The 17,168-nt window shown below is 60.2% G+C and carries 15 protein-coding genes; 14 read left to right on the top strand and 1 reads right to left on the bottom strand.

Annotation, left to right across the window (positions count from 1 at the left end; genetic code table 11):
* The first annotated feature begins 11 nt into the window (after positions 1-11).
* The 13 genes from D7X94_RS14000 (at position 12) to D7X94_RS13940 (ending at position 13,158) form a co-directional block, all read left to right on the top strand.
* On the top strand, positions 12-1,352 hold the full coding sequence (locus tag D7X94_RS14000; protein WP_120428288.1) for a glucose-6-phosphate isomerase: 1,341 nt from the start codon (positions 12-14) through the stop codon (positions 1,350-1,352).
* Between the two features lie 333 nt (positions 1,353-1,685).
* Positions 1,686-2,099, top strand: coding sequence for a hypothetical protein (locus tag D7X94_RS13995; RefSeq protein WP_120428312.1), 414 nt, complete (start codon positions 1,686-1,688; stop codon positions 2,097-2,099).
* A gap of 106 nt (positions 2,100-2,205) precedes the next feature.
* The gene (locus D7X94_RS13990) at positions 2,206-2,706 is read left to right on the top strand and encodes a YceD family protein (RefSeq protein ID WP_120428287.1); all 501 of its coding nucleotides are present in this window, start codon (positions 2,206-2,208) and stop codon (positions 2,704-2,706) included.
* A gap of 33 nt (positions 2,707-2,739) precedes the next feature.
* Positions 2,740-2,922 (top strand): 50S ribosomal protein L32, encoded by a 183-nt coding sequence (gene rpmF, locus D7X94_RS13985; RefSeq protein ID WP_120428286.1) that lies wholly within the window; start codon positions 2,740-2,742, stop codon positions 2,920-2,922.
* A 270-nt stretch (positions 2,923-3,192) separates the two neighbouring features.
* The gene (locus D7X94_RS13980; protein ID WP_120428285.1) at positions 3,193-4,032 is read left to right on the top strand and encodes a hypothetical protein; all 840 of its coding nucleotides are present in this window, start codon (positions 3,193-3,195) and stop codon (positions 4,030-4,032) included.
* 33 nt (positions 4,033-4,065) lie between these two features.
* The gene (locus tag D7X94_RS13975; protein ID WP_120428284.1) at positions 4,066-5,421 is read left to right on the top strand and encodes a DUF512 domain-containing protein; all 1,356 of its coding nucleotides are present in this window, start codon (positions 4,066-4,068) and stop codon (positions 5,419-5,421) included.
* Positions 5,422-5,467: 46 nt separating this feature from the next.
* The gene (locus D7X94_RS13970; protein ID WP_120428283.1) at positions 5,468-6,256 is read left to right on the top strand and encodes a PHP domain-containing protein; all 789 of its coding nucleotides are present in this window, start codon (positions 5,468-5,470) and stop codon (positions 6,254-6,256) included.
* 67 nt (positions 6,257-6,323) lie between these two features.
* Positions 6,324-7,652, top strand: coding sequence for a ribosome biogenesis GTPase Der (gene der / locus D7X94_RS13965; protein WP_120428282.1), 1,329 nt, complete (start codon positions 6,324-6,326; stop codon positions 7,650-7,652).
* 578 nt (positions 7,653-8,230) lie between these two features.
* Positions 8,231-8,938 carry a glycerol-3-phosphate acyltransferase gene (locus tag D7X94_RS13960; RefSeq protein ID WP_120428281.1) on the top strand — a complete coding sequence of 236 codons (708 nt, stop codon included), beginning with the start codon at positions 8,231-8,233 and terminating at the stop codon, positions 8,936-8,938.
* A 513-nt stretch (positions 8,939-9,451) separates the two neighbouring features.
* Positions 9,452-10,744, top strand: coding sequence for a UDP-N-acetylglucosamine 1-carboxyvinyltransferase (locus tag D7X94_RS13955; RefSeq protein WP_120428311.1), 1,293 nt, complete (start codon positions 9,452-9,454; stop codon positions 10,742-10,744).
* Positions 10,737-11,600, top strand: coding sequence for a hypothetical protein (locus D7X94_RS13950; RefSeq protein WP_120428280.1), 864 nt, complete (start codon positions 10,737-10,739; stop codon positions 11,598-11,600). The genes D7X94_RS13955 and D7X94_RS13950 overlap by 8 nt, the downstream gene beginning before the upstream one ends.
* Before the next feature lie 294 nt (positions 11,601-11,894).
* Positions 11,895-12,677: an MBL fold metallo-hydrolase gene (locus D7X94_RS13945; RefSeq protein WP_120428279.1), complete on the top strand. Its 783-nt coding sequence runs from the start codon at positions 11,895-11,897 to the stop codon at positions 12,675-12,677.
* A 10-nt stretch (positions 12,678-12,687) separates the two neighbouring features.
* The gene (locus D7X94_RS13940; protein WP_120428278.1) at positions 12,688-13,158 is read left to right on the top strand and encodes a 23S rRNA (pseudouridine(1915)-N(3))-methyltransferase RlmH; all 471 of its coding nucleotides are present in this window, start codon (positions 12,688-12,690) and stop codon (positions 13,156-13,158) included.
* A 316-nt stretch (positions 13,159-13,474) separates the two neighbouring features.
* Here the strand turns inward: D7X94_RS13940 and D7X94_RS13935 are convergent, their stop codons facing one another.
* A complete protein-coding gene (locus D7X94_RS13935) occupies positions 13,475-14,506 on the bottom strand; it encodes a PTS transporter subunit IIC (RefSeq protein WP_243111327.1) in 1,032 nt (343 codons plus the stop codon).
* Between the two features lie 609 nt (positions 14,507-15,115).
* On the opposite strand from D7X94_RS13935, the gene htpG reads away from it, so the two are divergent.
* Positions 15,116-17,014 (top strand): molecular chaperone HtpG, encoded by a 1,899-nt coding sequence (gene htpG, locus D7X94_RS13930; RefSeq protein WP_120428277.1) that lies wholly within the window; start codon positions 15,116-15,118, stop codon positions 17,012-17,014.
* The last annotated feature ends 154 nt before the right edge of the window (positions 17,015-17,168 follow it).

Here is a 17,168-nt window from a genome sequence, read left to right as displayed (position 1 = left end):
GAGTTTTGAAAATGCCGCTAAAATTGGATGACAGGTATTTAAAAGGCTTTATTTCCCAGCATGAGTATGATGGAATCCAGGCCCAGGTAAAGGCCGCCGGAGAACTGCTGGCTTCTGGCAGGGGTCTTGGCAACGACTTTTTGGGCTGGGTGACTTTGCCGGAGGACTATGACAAGGAGGAGTTTGCCCGCATCAAGGCCGCTGCCCGGCGGGTGAAGGAGAATTCCCAGATTTTTATTGTGATCGGCATCGGCGGCTCCTATCTGGGAGCCAGAGCCGCTATTGAATTTTTGAAGTCCGACAAGTATAATGCCCTGCCCAAGGATACCCCGGATATCTATTTTGCCGGTAATTCCATCAGCTCCACCGCTTTGCAGGAGCTGGTCACCCTCTGCGAGGGCAAGGACGTGTCCATCAACATGATTTCCAAGTCCGGCACCACCACGGAGCCCGCCATTGCTTTCCGGGTGTTCCGGGAGCTTCTGGAAAAGAAATACGGCAAGGAGGGGGCCAAGGAGCGGATTTTCTGTACCACCGACCGGCAGAAGGGCACCTTGAAGCAGCTGGCGGACAAAGAGGGCTACGAGACCTTCGTGGTGCCCGATGACGTGGGCGGGCGCTTCTCCGTGCTCACCGCCGTGGGCCTGCTGCCCATCGCCGTGGCCGGGTGCGATATCGACGCCCTGATGGCCGGGGCCCGCAAGGCCATGAAAGCCTACGGCAGCAATCTTCTGGAGGAGAACGACTGCTACAAGTACGCGGCCATCCGCAACATCCTGTATAACAAGGGAAAATCCGTAGAAGTTATGGTGAGCTACGAGCCCCGCTACGCCATGATGAACGAGTGGTGGAAGCAGCTCTACGGCGAGAGCGAGGGTAAGGATCAGAAGGGCCTGTTCCCGGCCAGCGTGGTGTTCTCCACGGACCTGCACTCTCTGGGCCAGTATATCCAGGACGGCCGGCGGCAGCTCTTCGAGACTGTGGTGTTCATCGACCAGCCCGTGCATCAGGTCACCCTGGGCAACGACCCCACGGACGTGGACGGCCTGAACTATCTGGAGGGCCGCGCCATGGCCTTCATCAACGAAAAGGCCTTTGAGGGCACGCTTCTGGCCCACAACGACGGCGGCGTCCCCAACGTGGTGGTCCACGCCAGCGACTTCTCCGAGGACACTCTGGGCCAGCTGATCTATTTCTTTGAGAAGGCCTGCGCCATTTCCGGCTACCTGCTGGGGGTGAACCCCTTCGACCAGCCGGGGGTGGAGAGCTACAAGAAGAACATGTTCGCCCTTCTGGGCAAGCCCGGCTACGAGGAGCAGAAGGCCAAGCTGGAGGAGCGGCTGAAGGGATAAGCGAAGCATATTTGGAGTTCGTGCAAAAATTATTTTTTGAGTAATATGGGGCCTACGGCAAGACCGTGGGGCTTTGGGTTTCGGCTTCCACCTTGGTCGGCGACGGGTAATCGCCACTGGCGATTTTCCCCGCACCTGGACTGCGTAATGCAATGTGGTTAGCTTTACCGCACACAGCCAACCAGGGTAAAAGTTTCGTAGACTTCGTTTTACGAAGTCTTACCTTTCTCAAAGGTTGCGGGGGTGGCCCCCCCCCGTCCCGCCGGAGGCCCTCAACACATAAAAAATAACTTCCAAAAACACAAATATATAAATATAAAGGAGAAGTTCAAAATGGTTACTCTTTTGACTGGCAAGAAAGGTTCCGGCAAGACCAAGAAGCTCATCGAGATGGCGAACGCCGCCCTGGAGAAGTCCAACGGCAACGTGGTGGTCATTGAGAAGGGCCAGCAGATGACCTATACCATCCCCTATGCCGCCCGGCTGGTGGACTCCGACGCCTATGACATCAAGGGCGCCGACGCCCTTCTGGGCTTCATCAGCGGCATCTGCGCCGGAAACTACGACGTCACCGACATCATCGTGGACTCCACTTTGAAGATCACCGGCACCGGCGCGGAGATCTGCGAGTATCTGGTGTCTGAGCTGAAAAAGCTCAGCGCCTCTGCGGATACCAATGTGGTGCTCTCAATCTCCGCCGCCGAGGAGGAAATCCCCGCTTCCGTGGCCGAATATGTGCTGAAATAAAGAGCTGTCAGCCGGGAATAGGCAAAATATTCTCGGGAATCCTATAAAGTGCTTGACAAATCTTCCCGGGCGTCTTATACTATATCAGTACGGCGTGAGGTGGAGTATGGTTTTAGACTTAAAAAAGCTCTTTCGTGGGGACGGCGTGGAGGAAAGCGCCGCCTGTGAGCTGGATTTTTCCGGGGTGGAATTGGGCGGTGCCAAGCCGTTTTGTGCGCCTGTGAAGGTCCAGGCTCGGATGAGGAGCTTTGCGGGATCAGTAGATTTCCGCGCGCAAGTAGCCTATACTCTCTCCATGCCCTGTGACCGTTGCGCCGAAATGGTGGTCCGGGACTATGAAAAGAGCTTCGTCCATACCCTTGTTCGGGAAACCCAGAACGAGGAAGATGACAGGCTGATTCTTGTGCCGGAGGAACGGCTGGATCTGGACGGGCTCATCCTGGAGGATGTGTTGCTGGACCTGCCTGGCCAGTTTCTTTGCAGGGAGGACTGCAAGGGGCTGTGCCCCCGCTGCGGAAAGAATTGGAATGAAGGTCTCTGCGCCTGCGGCGCTCCTGCTGCGGACCCCAGGCTGGAAGTCCTCAGACAGCTGTTGGAAAAAGAATGAGGAAAAATCCTTTGGCATAAGGAGGTGCTGAAAATGGCGGTACCCAAGAGAAAACTGTCTAGCGCGCGAAAGAACAAGCGGCGCTCCAATGTGTGGAAGCTGCAAGTTCCCGCTCTGACGAAGTGCTCCCAGTGCGGCAGCTACAAGGCTCCCCACCGGGTTTGCCCCACCTGCGGTTATTATAACAGCCGGAAAGTGGTCGAGGTAGATCAGTAAGAATCTGTAATTTGTAACCGGAAATAGTGGAAAAACGAGGACTTTTCGTGCGGATCAGGATAAGTTTGCGCGGACATATTTGATATATGGATACCAAGCAAAAGCGACGATGCGTGGCGCTAAAAGGACCGTTTCGATGCGGTTTGCAGGTTGTGAATAGAGATTCTGAAGCTGGTTTCCATAGGAATGATTAAAAAGGGAACGCCCGGATTGGCAATGCCAACATAGCGGGTGCTTCCCTTTTTTGATTGGACGAGAGGAAGAGAGAAAATGCGCGTTGAAGATGAAATTATAAAGGACTATTTGGCGGAAAAGCCGCTGGATGCCTATGTAGATTCCTGGCTTTTTCAGGGGGACAACCCGCCCTTCTCCGCCCCGGCGGGGGACCCGGAGGAGCGGGAAAAGGCCGCTCAAGTGCTGGCCCAGGTGCGGGCGGCGCTGGAGGATTTCCATCCCGTGAACCAGGCCGTCTGGGAGGCGTTGTTCCCCCAGTGGCGGGAGAAAACAGGCAAGGTGACCGTGGCGCTGATCGCGGGCTATCCGGAGCCCTACGACGCCATGTCCACGAAGAGCCCGGAGGGAATTCCGTATATTATTTTGGATATGGTCCGGTGGACCCAGTATCTGGGGAAGGTGGAGCTGGCCGCCGCCGCCCGGAATTTGTTGACCCACGAACTCACGCATGCGCTGATTAGTATGGATTATCCGGAAGCCGACCGGGCCCTGGAGGGCGGCTATCTAGAGCGGCTGGACGGCATCGCCTTTCACGAGGGCTTCGCCCACCTAATCTCCTACCAGGGCCGGGAGATTGACGCTGTGGACTGGAAGGATCCCGCCCTGGCGGAGGTGGGGGAGAAGAGCCAAAGAGAGCTCTGCCGGGCCCTGGCCTGCCAGAATCCGGCGGAGCAGAAGGAATATTTGGAAAAGGCCCAGCAGGGCCCCTATTATGAGAAATTCGCCTGCATGGCGGGAATGCTGTATCTGGCGGGGCGGTACTCCCGGAAGGATGGGGAGTCCGCCGGGATTCCGGAATTGGCTGCGGTTTTTCAGGGAGGCTGTCGGAGCTTCGCCCAAAAATGCGCGCGGGGCGCGCGGACCGGTCAAAAATAGCCTGGGGACAGATGAAAGAATAGGGAGGCGGCGATGGTTAGAATTGATGGAGTGGAGGCGGGCAGCCGGGCCCAGCGGGCGGGAATTCTGCCCGGAGACCTGCTGGTGAGCATCAATGGCCACCCGGTGGGGGACGTGCTGGACTACCGCTTTTATGAGACGGAGCGGGAGCTGCGGTTGGACCTGCGCCGGGGAGAGGAGGACTTTCAGGTGGAGCTGGCCAAGCCCCGGTACGCGGCCCTGGGGCTGGAATTCGAGAGCTATCTCATGGACCGGCAGCGCTCCTGCCGGAACAAATGCGTGTTCTGCTTTATCGACCAGCTGCCAAAGGGGATGCGGGAGACCCTGTATTTCAAGGACGATGACGACCGGCTGAGCTTCCTCTTCGGCAACTATATTACGTTAACCAATATCGACGATAGGGAGATCGACCGGATCCTGCAAATGCACATCAGCCCCATCAATATTTCCGTCCACACCATGGACCCGGAGCTGCGGTGCAGGATGATGAACAACCGGTTTGCCGGGGAATCCCTCCGCCATCTCTACCGGCTGGCGGAGGGGGGCATCCGGCTGAACTGCCAGATTGTGCTGTGCCCCGGCCTGAACGACGGCTCCGCCCTGGAGTATAGCTTATCTGAATTATGTAAACTTGGCGAGGGCTTGCAGAGCGTGGCCTGCGTGCCGGTGGGCCTCACCCGCTACCGGGAGGGGCTCTACCCCTTGACACCCTTTGACCGGGAGAGCGCCCTGGCGGCCCTGGCCGTCATCGAAAAGTGGGGGGAGGCCTGCAAGGGGGAGAGCGGCGCCCGCCGGGTCTACGCCTCGGACGAGCTCTACCTGCTGGCGGGGCGGGAGCTGCCCCCGGCGGAGTTCTACGAGGACTTCCCCCAGATCGAGAACGGGGTGGGGATGCTCCGGGACCTGGAGGAGGGCTTCCGCTGGGCCCTGGAGGATCTCTGTGAGGAGGACCTGCCCGCCGCCCCCCGGAAGGTGACCATCCCCACGGGGGAGTGCGCCTGGAGTTTTCTCAACAAAATGCTTGACGAATTGCGGAATCGGTGCCATAATTTAAAGATAGAGCTGGTCCCCGTGCCCAACGATTTCTTCGGCGGCACGGTGAACGTCACCGGGCTGCTTACCGGCCAGGACATCTGCGCCCGGCTGACGGGCCGGGATCTGGGGGACCAGATCCTCATCGCCGGAAACATGCTGAAGGCCGGGGAGGATATCTTCCTGGACGACATGACCCTTTCGGAGCTTTCGGAGAGGCTGGGCACGCCGGCCCTGCGGGTGGGCGGCAGCGGGGAGGACCTGCTCATGGCCATCCTGGGCCGGGAGCAGCCGGGCGGGGCCGGGCACAACCCCTATGAAGCAGAGCGCGCCTAAGGGCCGGGCCTCAGCATGGAATGCCCCATACCCAGGAGGAGAGAATATGACAGATGGACATATCCACATAGAACGGGGACCGTATACCCTTGAGTGGATCGGCCAGTTTGTAGAGAAAGCGGTGGAAGTGGGGATCGATGAAATACGCCTGCTTGAGCACAATTATATATTTGAAGAATTCGCCCCCATGTATGATTCTGTGCGCGCGTATAGCGAGTATGTTGACGCGTGGTTTCGCAGAAGCGCGGGCGCCCATCAGCTCGCGGAGTATCTGGACCTGATCGAACAGGCTAGAAGCAGACGGTTCCCGGTGACAGTCAAGTTTGGCCTGGAAATATGCTATTTCAAGGAGTTTGAACCCTTTATTTCCGCGCTTACAAAGGACAAAGGCTTCGACTTCCTGATAGGAAGCATTCATTTTGTGGATGATTTCGCCTTCGATCATAAGGCTGGGCATTGGACGGGGCTGGATGTGGATCAGATATACCGCAGATATTTTGAGGATTCTGTTTCCCTGGCGGAGAGCGGGATTTTTGACGGGATCGGCCATCCGGACGCAATCAAATTATTCGGCCATAAACCGTCCTACTCCCTGCTGGACTGCTATGAGAGCTTAGCGCAGGCGCTTTCAGACAGCAAGATGTATGCGGACCAAAACAGCGGGGCCGCCAGAAGATGCCCTGAAACGGCTTCGCTCGGCATGGACCAGGAGCTGCTTCGGATGCTGAAAAAGAAAAATGTGGACATCATTTCCTCATCGGACGCCCATTGTCCGGAGGATGTTGGATATAAAATCAGGGAACTGAACGATCTGGCCGCGGGCGTCTGTATGTAAGGAACCGCTGATTCCATTCTGACCCGCAAAGAAGCCCCCATATCCCAATCAAAAAGGAGGCAGGAAAATGCCAAAACCCATTGTAGCCATTGTGGGCAGGCCCAATGTGGGCAAGTCCACCCTGTTCAATAAAATCGTGGGCCGCAGGCTGTCCATTGTGGAGGACACCCCCGGCGTCACCCGGGACCGGATCTTCGGGGACGGGGAGTGGTGCGGCCGGGAGTTCTCCCTGGTGGACACCGGGGGCCTGGAGCCCGCCTCCCGGGACGTGCTCCTCAGCCAGATGCGGGAGCAGGCCCAGATCGCCATCGACTCCGCCAGCGCCATTATTTTTGTCACGGACATCCGGGCCGGGGTCACCGCCACGGACCAGGAGGTGGCGGATCTGCTGCTGAAAAGCGGCCGGCCGGTGGTGCTCTGCGTGAACAAATGCGACAGCGTGGGCCAGCCCCCCGCCGAGTTCTACGAGTTCTACAACCTGGGCCTGGGGGACCCGGTGATGGTCTCCTCTGTCCACGGCCACGGCACCGGGGACCTGCTGGACCGGGTGGTGGAATCTCTGCCCGAGACCCCGGAGGAGGAGCCCGAGGGCGAGGTCATCAAGGTGGCCGTCATCGGCAAGCCCAACGTGGGAAAGTCCTCCCTGGTGAACCGGGTGGCCGGGGAGAACCGGTGCATTGTCTCCGACATGGCGGGCACCACCCGTGACGCGGTGGACATGACCATCGAGAACAGCTTCGGCACCTTCACCTTCATCGACACGGCGGGCCTGCGCCGGAAGTCCAAGGTGGAGGACGCGGTGGAGTACTATAGCAACCTTCGGGCGGAGATGGCGGTGGAGCGGGCGGACGTGTGCCTGATCCTCATCGACGGCACCGTGGGTTTCACGGAGCAGGACTCCAAGGTGGCGGGCATTGCCCACGAGGCGGGCAAGGGCTGCGTTGTCTGCGTGAACAAATGGGACGCGGTGGAGAAGGACGACAAGACCATGGAGCAGATGCGCCTGAAGCTGGCGGAGGATTTCTCCTTCATGAGCTACGCGCCCATCATCTTCATCTCCGCGAAAACCGGCCAGCGGCTGGACCGCATGTTTGAGCTGATCCAGATGGCCGCCAGGAGCAACGCCATGCGGGTGACCACCGGGGCCCTCAACGACGTGCTGGCCCAGGCCACGGCCCGGGTGCAGCCCCCCACGGACAAGGGCCGCAGGCTGAAGATCTACTATATGACCCAGGCCGGCACCAAGCCGCCCACCTTTGTGTGCTTCTGCAATGACCACGAGCTGTTCCACTACTCCTACCAGCGGTATCTGGTGAACCGCATCCGGGAGACCTTTGGGCTGGAGTGCACCCCTGTGCGGCTGATGATCCGGGACAAGAAGGATCAGAAGGAGTAGGCTTTTGGATTGGTATGGGGGGAACGGCACATGGCGCGAAAAATGGCGAAAGGATATGGCTGAGTTTCGCCGTGGTGTCAAAAAGATAAACACTCGCGCGGCTTGGTTTATCTTTCCGTTTTCCTGCGGAAAACTCTGCCAAGCTGGGTGCATTGATTCACGGAGCTGGCTTTCTCCGGTTTCCAGGGGTGCTTTTTATTCAGTTGCAAAAGAGTTTCATCTCGTTATACGAGATGAACTCTCCGCACCCCTCTTGTATAGTTAACCGAGCGCAGAGAGTGTTAACCTATTATTCACCACCCGCAAAAATTGCGCTTCTTAGGTGTTGAGGTCAAGGGCAAGGTCGTGAGGCTCTGCCTCACACTCCGCGAGCTTTTGAAAAAGCTCGCGCAAAACTTTTACGGTTGTTCGATTAGCTCGTCAAACAACATGAAACGTTCACGACGAATGAAATGAGGAGTGACATTGCGCGGTCAAGGGGCGGAAAACTTGGCTTGCCAAGTTTCGGCCCCATTGCAGGGGGGTTGGGGGCAGCGCCCCCAAGGTCTTAAGAAAAGCAAAAAATTGGAGGCGGACAGATGAACACGAACATGGCGATCGGGATTGCGCTGCTTCTCTGCGGGGCGGCGGGCTACCTTCTGGGCAGCATCAACTGGGCCATCATCCTCACAAAGCTCTACCAGCGCAAGGACATCCGCACAGAGGGCAGCGGCAACGCGGGCATGACCAACGTCCTGCGCAGCGTGGGCAACCTGCCCGCCATCCTCACCTTCCTGGGGGATTTCCTGAAATGCGTGGCGGCGGTGCTGCTCAGCCAGCTGATCATGTACTGGGCCGTTCTCCTGGCGTCGGACGCGGCCCCCACAGGCGAGCTGCTGGACGTGGCCAAATTCCTGGCGGGCGTGGCCTGCGTGGTGGGGCACATTTTCCCGGCATACTACGGCTTTCGGGGGGGCAAGGGCATCGTGGCCGCCGCGGCTATGATCGCCCTCACGGACTGGCGGGTGTTCCTGCTGGTGATCGCCACCTTCGGCATCCTCTTTCTCTGGAAAAAAATCATCTCCCTGGCCTCTGTGACCTGCGCGGCCCTCTACCCGGTGTACACCTTCCTGCTGGTGTTTTTCGCGGATTTCAGCCGGGGCTTCTGCACGGTCGGGCAGCTCATTTTTACCACGGGAATCGCGGCGTTCATTGGCGGTCTGGTGCTCTTCAAACACCGGAGCAATATCGGCCGGCTCCTGCGGGGGGAAGAGAAGCCTATCATCCGCGCCAAGGAGAAAAAGTAGCGCGGACTTTCTAAGATCTTGGGGTTGTCTCAGCTGGTCTCGTCTGCCAACTCGGTCGGGAGAGTTCCTGCTTGCATGAACTCTCCCCCACTGGGGAGCTTCCCCGCTTCGTTCGGCGACGGGAAATCGCCACTGGCGATTGTTGCCCTCAACCCCCACAAACTTTTACGATGGATAACAATGACCGGTCCAGCTGGTCAAAACTTGGCAAAGCCAAGTATTGCAGGCACGCTGCGAACCGACCGAGCCGGCAGGCGAGACCCCTAGGAACCGGAGTCAGCCGGCTCTGTGCGTCCCGTGCTCGGAGCGCCCGTTCCCCATCTCCTCCATACCTTCGGACTGACAAAAAAAGTTTACAAAAAATTCACAAACTATCTCAATAGAATCGCTGGAAGCAGAACCAGGGATTGACTTTTTGGCCGGAATGTATTATTATAGCTTTAAGTTACCATACTATTGGAGGACGAAATTCCGGGCATCCGGCCAGCGGCCCAGCCCATAGGAAGTGAAAATTTGGATAAGTATGTGATTCATGGAGGCAAGCGCCTCTCTGGCGAGGTCAATATCAGCGGGGCGAAAAACGCTGCGGTAGCGATTTTGCCCGCTATTATTCTTTCTGATTCTCCATGCCGGATTGAAAACCTTCCCGACATCTCCGATGTGAAAAACGCGGCCTATATCCTGGAGGAGATGGGCGCCCACGTGGCCTATCCGGACCGCCACACCATGGAGATTGACCCCAGACCCATTGACACCCATATTGTCAGCGCCGAAGTAGCCCGGCGGATGCGGGGCTCCTATTATTTTATTGGCGCGCTTTTGGGGCGGTGCCGCCGGGCCCTGGTCCCCCTGCCCGGGGGATGCGACTTTGGCGTGCGTCCCATTGACCAGCACCTGAAGGGATTCGAGGCTCTGGGCTGTGAGCACAGCCTGGACAACGGCGGCATGATTTCCGTTACTGCGGACAACGACCTCCACGGGGCCCATATTTATCTGGACGTGGTCTCCGTGGGAGCTACCATGAATATCATGCTCACGGCGGTGAAGGCCCGGGGCGTCACCGTGATCGAGAACGCCGCCCGGGAGCCCCATGTGGTGGATCTGGCCAACTTCCTGAACACCATGGGGGCGGACATCCGGGGAGCGGGCACGGACACCATCAAGATCCACGGGGTCCAGCAGCTGCGGGGCGTGACCTACACCATCATCCCGGACCAGATCGAGGCGGGCACCTACATGATGGCCGCCGCGGCCACCCACGGAGATATCACCGTGAAAAATGTGACGCCTAAGCACCTGGAGTCTATTTCCGCCAAGCTGGTGGAGATGGGCGTGCGGGTGGAAGAGGGGGACGACACCGTGCGGGTCACCTGCGACCGGCAGCTGCGCAAGTGCAACGTGAAAACCCTGCCCCATCCAGGCTTCCCCACGGACATGCAGCCCCAGATCACCACCCTGCTGTCCACAGCGGGGGGCATCAGCATGGTGACCGAGAGCATCTTCAGCGGCGGGCGCTTCAAGTACGTGGACGAGCTGCGGAATATGGGGGCGAAAATCACCGTGGAGGGCAGCCTCGCCGTGGTGGAGGGCGTGCCGGTGCTCAAAGGCGCGCCGGTGCGGGCCCTTGACCTGCGGGCCGGCGTCGCCATGGTGCTGGCTGGCCTCATGTGCGACGGCGTCACCCAGGTGGAGAGCATCAAATATATCGAGCGGGGCTACGAGAATATCGTGGACAAGCTGGCGGGCCTGGGGGCGGATATCTACCTGCAAAAGACCCCGGACAGCTATATGTACCGCATTGGCTGAGTTTTCAGAGGGCAGATGGGCCCGGGAGCTCCTCGCCCTGCAAAACCCGGATGGCACCTGGGGAAGTCAGTTCCACACCCTGTCCATGCCGGACCGGAGGCGGGGACTGCCCACCACGGAGCAGGCCCTGCGGCGGTTGAAGGTTCTGGGCTTCACCCTGGAGGACGAGCCAATCCGCCGGGCGGTGGACTGCATGACCGCCTGCCTGCGGGGGGAGCGGAAGATCGATGACTATTGGGAGAAGGGCCACGACTGGGCCCTCTTTACCCGGCTGATGCTCTCCGCCTGGGTGCGGGAGTTCTGGCCGGAGGAGCCCAATGCCTTGGCCTTTGCCCGGCGCTGGGCGGGCGTGCTGGAGAAAGCCTTCCAAGGGGGCCGCTACGACGTCGCCGCCTACCGGGAGGCCTATGGGGAGGCGTTCGCCTCGCCCATACGGGGCGGCCGGGAGCGAGATTTCGTGGATTTCTACCACGTGGCTCTGGTGAAGGGCCTGCTCATGGAGGAGACGGAGTGCGCCTTTGTGGACTATGTGCTGGAAAAGCCGGAGGGGATCTACTACATCTGTAATGGCCCCATGACCCGCCTGCCGGGGGAGTTCGCCTCTCGGGAGACGGTGGGGTATCTGCGCGGCCTGGAGCTGCTGGCCGGGTATGAACAGGCCCGGAAGCGGCTGGGCTTCGCGGCGGACTGGCTCAGGGCCTGCCGGGATCCGGACGGCTGCTGGGACCTGGGCCCCAAGGCCAAAGACGGCGTTTCCCTGCCCCTCTCAGACTCCTGGCGGCAACGGGGAGCCCGAAAGGCCGACTGCACCCGCTGGGCGGGCGGCGTCCTGGAAAGCCTGGAGCCCGGACCATAACGGGCGCCGGATGGCGCCGGACCGAATTAGTATAGTTGACCTGTTGCAAAATTTAGATAAAGCGGTCAAAATTGCGCGGTCCGGGGGCGGCAAACTTGGCTTTGCCAAGTTTCGGCCCTATGGTAGGGTTTGGCGGCGACAATCGCCGGCCGAGCCGGGAAGCGAGACCGGTTTTTGCCCCGGAGGCCCACGAATACGCAAGAATAATATTTTTGTAAAACACTAACTAGAAAAAGAACCCCTGCTGGTGGCGGAAGGCCCCGCGGGGGATATTTTGTGAGGAGGAATGGACCCATGGCAAGGCTCTGCCCGCTGTTTTCCGGGAGCTCGGGGAACAGCTACTACATAGGGTCCCGGGAGGCCGGGGTGCTCATCGACGCCGGGCGCAGCGCCCGCCAGCTGGACGGGATGCTCAGACTCTGCGGCATCGACCCCCTGGCCATCCAGGGGGTGCTGGTGACCCACGAGCACAGCGACCACATCAGCGGTCTGCGGGTGTTCGCCCGGAAGTACGGCCTGCCGGTGTACGCCACCGAGGGCACCCTGAGCGCGGCGGGGGGCCAGCTGGAGGGGGTGGACCTGCGGCCGGTGGGGGATGGGCTCTCCCTGGGGGACATGGAAATCCGGCCCTTCCCGGTGTCCCACGACTGCGTCCAGCCGGTGGGCTACCGGATCCGCACCGGCGACGGCCGGCACTTCTGCCTGGCCACGGACCTGGGGTATCTGTCCCCGGAGGCTCAGGAGGCCCTGCTGGGCTGCGACATGGTGGTGATCGAGTCCAACCACGACGTGGAGACCCTGCGCAGCGGCCCCTATCCCTACCATCTCAAGCGGCGGATCCTCTCGGATCATGGGCATCTCTCCAACGGGGCCTGCGCGGCCTTTCTGCCCCAGCTGCTGAAAAGCGGGGTGCGGCGGTTCCTGCTGGCCCATCTCAGCCGGGAGAACAACTCCCCCCAGATGGCCTTGAGCGCGGCCCTCTCCGCCCTGACCCAGGCGGGCTATGTGCGGGACGTGGACTTTCTGCTGGACGCGGCCCCTGTGGAAAACAGCGCCGGGAAAACTGTGATTTTTTAGGGGAAACGGTATGCTTTCTGTGAAAATCGTCTGCGTGGGCAAGCTGAAAGAGGCCTATTGGCGGGCCGCGGTGGAGGAGTACGCCAAGCGGCTCTCCGCCCTGTGCCGGCTGGAGATCACCGAACTGCCGGAGGCCCGGCTCCCCGCCGCCCCCACCCCTGGGGAGATCGCCGCCGCCCTGGAGAAGGAGTCCGCCGCCATCCTGCCCAGGCTCTCCGGCACGGTGTACCCCCTGTGCATCGAGGGCAGGGCCCTGGACTCCCCGGGCATGGCCAGGCTGCTGGAGCGGGCCATGGAGAGCCCGGGGGCGGTGAGCTTTGTCATCGGCAGCTCCTTCGGCCTGGGGGATGCGGTGAAACAGGCGGGGCGGGGGATCTCCATGTCCGCCATGACCTTCCCCCACCAGCTGGCCCGGGTGATGCTCTGCGAGCAGATCTACCGGGGGATGCAGATCCTCCGGGGCGCGCCGTACCATAAATAGAGAACCCCTCCACCAAAGCGATGGAGGGGTTTTTCTGTGATACGGGTGTGTTGGAGGCGTTGCCTCCAAACCTCCATTCAGGAGGCTTTTTGAAAAAAGCCCCCTGAAAACCCGCAAAAACTTTTACCGGCCGTTCAGTTAGGGATTGTTTGAAAATAGAGGAAATGACGGATTTTTGACCAGAAGAGGTTAATTTCAAGGCGGAAACCGCAAGCCAATCTCGCGATTGGCGAGGATTTCCAACGCAGAAAGTGACCCCTTAAGGACAAAAAGACGACCTTTTCGATTTTTCAAACAAGCCCTAGCCGGAGCGCGTTCATACATCCAGCTTCATGTCGCCGGGCTTCACCCAGCCCAGCTTCCGCAGGCCCAGGTCAAAGGCCCAGGCCAAAAGAGCCGGCAGGACAAAGCAGATCAGCAGCAGCCCCGCCCAGTCGAAGGGGGTGATGGCCGCCTTCGCGCCGGAGGCCACGTCGCTGACCCAGCCGGAGTAGACCCCGATCTGGCCCACCAGCCCGCAGGTGCCCATGCCCGAGGCCACGCCGCCGGAGGGATCGTTCATCTCCAGGCGGAACAGGCAGGTGGCGATGGGCCCGGTAATGGCCGAGGCCAGCGTGGGGGCAATCCAGATCCGGGGGTTCTTCACGATGTTGGGGACCTGGAGCATGGAGGTGCCCAGGCCCTGGGCCAGCAGCCCGCCCCAGCGGTTCTCCCGGAAGCTGATCACCGCGAAGCCGATCATCTGGGCGCAGCAGCCCGCCACAGCCGCCCCGCCCGCCAGGCCGGTGAGCCCGAAGGCCGCGCACAGGGCGGCGGAGGAGATGGGTAGGGTGAGGGCCACGCCCACCAGCACGGACACCACAATGCCCATCCAGAAGGGCTGCAGCACCGTGGCGTTCTTGATCAGCTGGCCGAAGGCCGTGGCTACCGAGCCGATGGCCGGGGCGCAGAGATAGGAGAGCAGGGCCCCGCTGCCGATGGTAGTGAGGGGGGTGACGAGAATGTCCATCGGAGTCTTTTTGCTGACCAGCTTCCCCAGCTCCGCGGCGGCGATGGCGATGAAGAGCACGGCCAGGGGACCGCCGCCGCCCCCCAGAGAGTTGGCGGCGGAGCCTACTGCGGCCAGAGAGAACAGGACCAGGGGCGGGGCCTTCAGGGCGCAGCCGATGGCAATCGCCATGGCCGGGCCCGCCATGGACTTGGCAAAGCCGCCCACTTCTTCCAAAACAGGCAGGTTCAGCTGGGAGCCCAGGGTGGAGATGATGGTGCCCACCAGCAGGGAGGCGAAAAGCCCCTGGGCCATGGCGCTCATGGCGTCTACAAAGTACAGGCGCAGATAGCGCTGGATCGCGGCCCGGGCGCCGGATTCCCTGGCGGGGGCCTGTGAATTCTGATTCAAATTGCGCACTCCTTCCATTGCCGGAAGGGGCGGAAGGCCGGGAAAAGGGGCGCGCCCGTCCCTCCGGCAAACCATGTGGTATGTATTCTGTGGTGATATGCAGAGCCTAAGAGCTTATCACAAAATTAGGCGTGCGCAGATCGCCAAGGAGATTTTTCGTCAGAGCCGGTAGATTGAGCGCCGTCAATCTCGCGATTGGCAAGCGAAATCGACTGGTTATGGCGGAAAATCCACGGCAAGCTGTGCGCGGATCATTTCGGGATAAGTTCGAGATCTATATTCGCTATGTTGCGCGGAGAGAGCAGCCGGTTTCACTTATGGGAGCGCCGCCGGAGTTTTTCCAGCTGAGTGGTCGTTCCCGCCGTTACTGGCGGTTCCCGCTCGGTCCGGGCCGTGTTAGGTTTTGATACTATTATATCGATTGTGGGAGATTTGTCAAGAGGGCAAAGAGGGGATTCCCGCTCTGCACAGAGAGATTGACTTTACAGCGGGACTGTGATATCATTTCTATTAAATATATACTTTTTAACATTATTTCCCAAAGGAGCGACCAGTAATATGGCACTAAAAGAATTTCAGGCGGAATCCAAGCGCCTGATGGACCTGATGATCAACTCCATCTACACCCACAAGGAGATCTTCCTGCGGGAGCTGATCTCCAACGCCAGCGACGCCATCGACAAGCTCTACTACCGCAGTGTGACCGACGGCGCTACCGGCCTGAACCGGGAGGACTTCTTCATCCGCCTGGAGGTGGACAAGGACGCCCGCACCCTCACCATCACCGACAACGGCGTGGGCATGACCCGGGACGAGCTGGACAGCAACCTGGGCGTCATCGCGAAGAGCGGGTCCCTGCAGTTCAAAAAAGAGGATATGGGGGAGGAGAAGCCCGAGGACGTGGACATCATCGGCCAGTTCGGCGTGGGCTTCTACTCCGCCTTTATGGTGAGCGCCAAGGTAGTGGTGGAGAGCCGGGCCTTCGGCGCGGACGAGGCCTGGGCGTGGCAGTCTGAGGGCCTGGAGGGCTACGAGATCGTGGAGAGCGATTACCCCCACCGGGGCACCCGGATCACCCTGACCCTGAAGCCCGACGGGGACGAGGAAAACTACTCGGACTTCCTGGAGCAGTACAAGCTCAGCGGCCTGGTGAAGCGCTACTCCGACTACATTCGCTATCCCATCAAGATGGAGATGCAGAAGTCCAAGCTGAAAGAGGGCACCGGCACGGACGGCAAGGACCCGGAGTATGAGACCTATTTCGAGGACGAGACCCTCAACTCCATGACTCCCATCTGGAAGAAGGCCAAGTCTGAGACCACGGACGAGGAGATGAACGCCTTCTACAAGGAGAAATTCTACGACTGGCAGGACCCCCTGCGGGTGATCCGCACCTCCACCGAGGGCGCGGCCACCTACACGGCGCTGCTCTTCCTGCCCAAGACCGCCCCCTATGACTACTACACCCGGGACTTCGAGAAGGGCTTACAGCTGTACGCCAGCGGGGTCCTGATTATGGACAAATGCCCGGACCTGCTGCCGGACTGCTTCAGCTTTGTGCGGGGCCTGGTGGACTCCCAGGACCTGTCCCTGAACATCTCCCGGGAAATGCTCCAGCACGACCGCCAGCTGAAGCTCATTGCCGGGCGGCTGGAGAAGAAGATCGCAAGCGAGCTCAAGTCCATGCTGCAAAACGACCGGGAGAAATACGAGGAGCTGTGGAAGAGCTTCGGCCTCCAGCTGAAATACGGGGCCTATGACAATTACGGGGCCAAGAAGGAGGAGCTCCAGGACCTGCTGCTCTTCGTGAGCTCCCATGAGAAGAAGAACGTCACCCTGGCGGAGTACGTCTCCCGGATGAAGCCGGAGCAGGAGAGCATCTACTATGGCTGTGGGGAGACGCCGGAGCGGATTCTGGCCCTGCCCCAGGCGGAGGCCCTGCAGGAGAAGGGCTACGAGATCCTCTGCCTGACGGACAACGTGGACGAGTTCGCCCTGCGGATTCTGGAGAAGTACCAGGAGAAGCCCTTCAAGAACCTCTCCTCCGAGGGGCTGGACCTACAGAGCGACGAGGAGAAGCAGCGCACCCAGGAGCTGGCGGACGAGAACAAGGAGCTGTTGGCGGCCATGGGGGAGGCCCTCTCCGGCAAGGTGAAGGAGGTCAAGCTCAGCGGCGGGCTGAAGAGCCACCCGGCCTGCATCACCACAGAGGGGATGATTTCCACGGAAATGGAGAAGGTGCTCAACGCCATGCCCGCCGGGGAGAAGGTCCACGCCCAGCGGGTGCTGGAGCTGAACCCCGAGCATCCGGTGTTCCAGAAGCTCCGTGCCGCCCGGGACGACAAGGACCGGCTGGCCCTCTATGCCCAGGTGCTCTACGGCCAGGCTCTGCTCGTGGAGGGCGTCCCCCTGGAGGATCCCTCTGAGTTCGCCCGCCAGGTCTGCGAGCTGATCTAGCCCCAAGACCTTGGGGGCGCCGCCCCCAAACCCCCGCAACCTTTGAGAAAGGTAAGACTTCGTAGAACGAAGTCTACGAAACATTTTACCCACTCCTCACTGTGTTCGTCGCACATGACGCCAAGAATGGAGAAATGAGCCAGCTGAGTTTCGT

This window comes from Acutalibacter sp. 1XD8-33 (assembly GCF_003612555.1).
In the GTDB taxonomy this organism is placed as follows: domain Bacteria; phylum Bacillota; class Clostridia; order Oscillospirales; family Acutalibacteraceae; genus Acutalibacter.
Note: the sequence above shows the minus strand (reverse complement) of the source record. Positions and strands in the feature narration are given on the sequence as shown.

Excerpts from the sequence above, each read along its gene's own strand:
- D7X94_RS13945 (WP_120428279.1), top strand. The coding sequence starts at position 11,895 with ATGGCAAGGCTCTGCCCGCTGTTTTCCGGGAGCTCGGGGAACAGCTAC.
- D7X94_RS13975 (WP_120428284.1), top strand. The coding sequence starts at position 4,066 with ATGGTTAGAATTGATGGAGTGGAGGCGGGCAGCCGGGCCCAGCGGGCG.
- D7X94_RS13980 (WP_120428285.1), top strand. The coding sequence starts at position 3,193 with ATGCGCGTTGAAGATGAAATTATAAAGGACTATTTGGCGGAAAAGCCG.
- D7X94_RS13970 (WP_120428283.1), top strand. The coding sequence starts at position 5,468 with ATGACAGATGGACATATCCACATAGAACGGGGACCGTATACCCTTGAG.
- der (WP_120428282.1), top strand. The coding sequence starts at position 6,324 with ATGCCAAAACCCATTGTAGCCATTGTGGGCAGGCCCAATGTGGGCAAG.
- rpmF (WP_120428286.1), top strand. The coding sequence starts at position 2,740 with ATGGCGGTACCCAAGAGAAAACTGTCTAGCGCGCGAAAGAACAAGCGG.
- htpG (WP_120428277.1), top strand. The coding sequence starts at position 15,116 with ATGGCACTAAAAGAATTTCAGGCGGAATCCAAGCGCCTGATGGACCTG.
- D7X94_RS13940 (WP_120428278.1), top strand. The coding sequence starts at position 12,688 with ATGCTTTCTGTGAAAATCGTCTGCGTGGGCAAGCTGAAAGAGGCCTAT.
- D7X94_RS13960 (WP_120428281.1), top strand. The coding sequence starts at position 8,231 with ATGAACACGAACATGGCGATCGGGATTGCGCTGCTTCTCTGCGGGGCG.
- D7X94_RS14000 (WP_120428288.1), top strand. The coding sequence starts at position 12 with ATGCCGCTAAAATTGGATGACAGGTATTTAAAAGGCTTTATTTCCCAG.
- D7X94_RS13990 (WP_120428287.1), top strand. The coding sequence starts at position 2,206 with ATGGTTTTAGACTTAAAAAAGCTCTTTCGTGGGGACGGCGTGGAGGAA.
- D7X94_RS13995 (WP_120428312.1), top strand. The coding sequence starts at position 1,686 with ATGGTTACTCTTTTGACTGGCAAGAAAGGTTCCGGCAAGACCAAGAAG.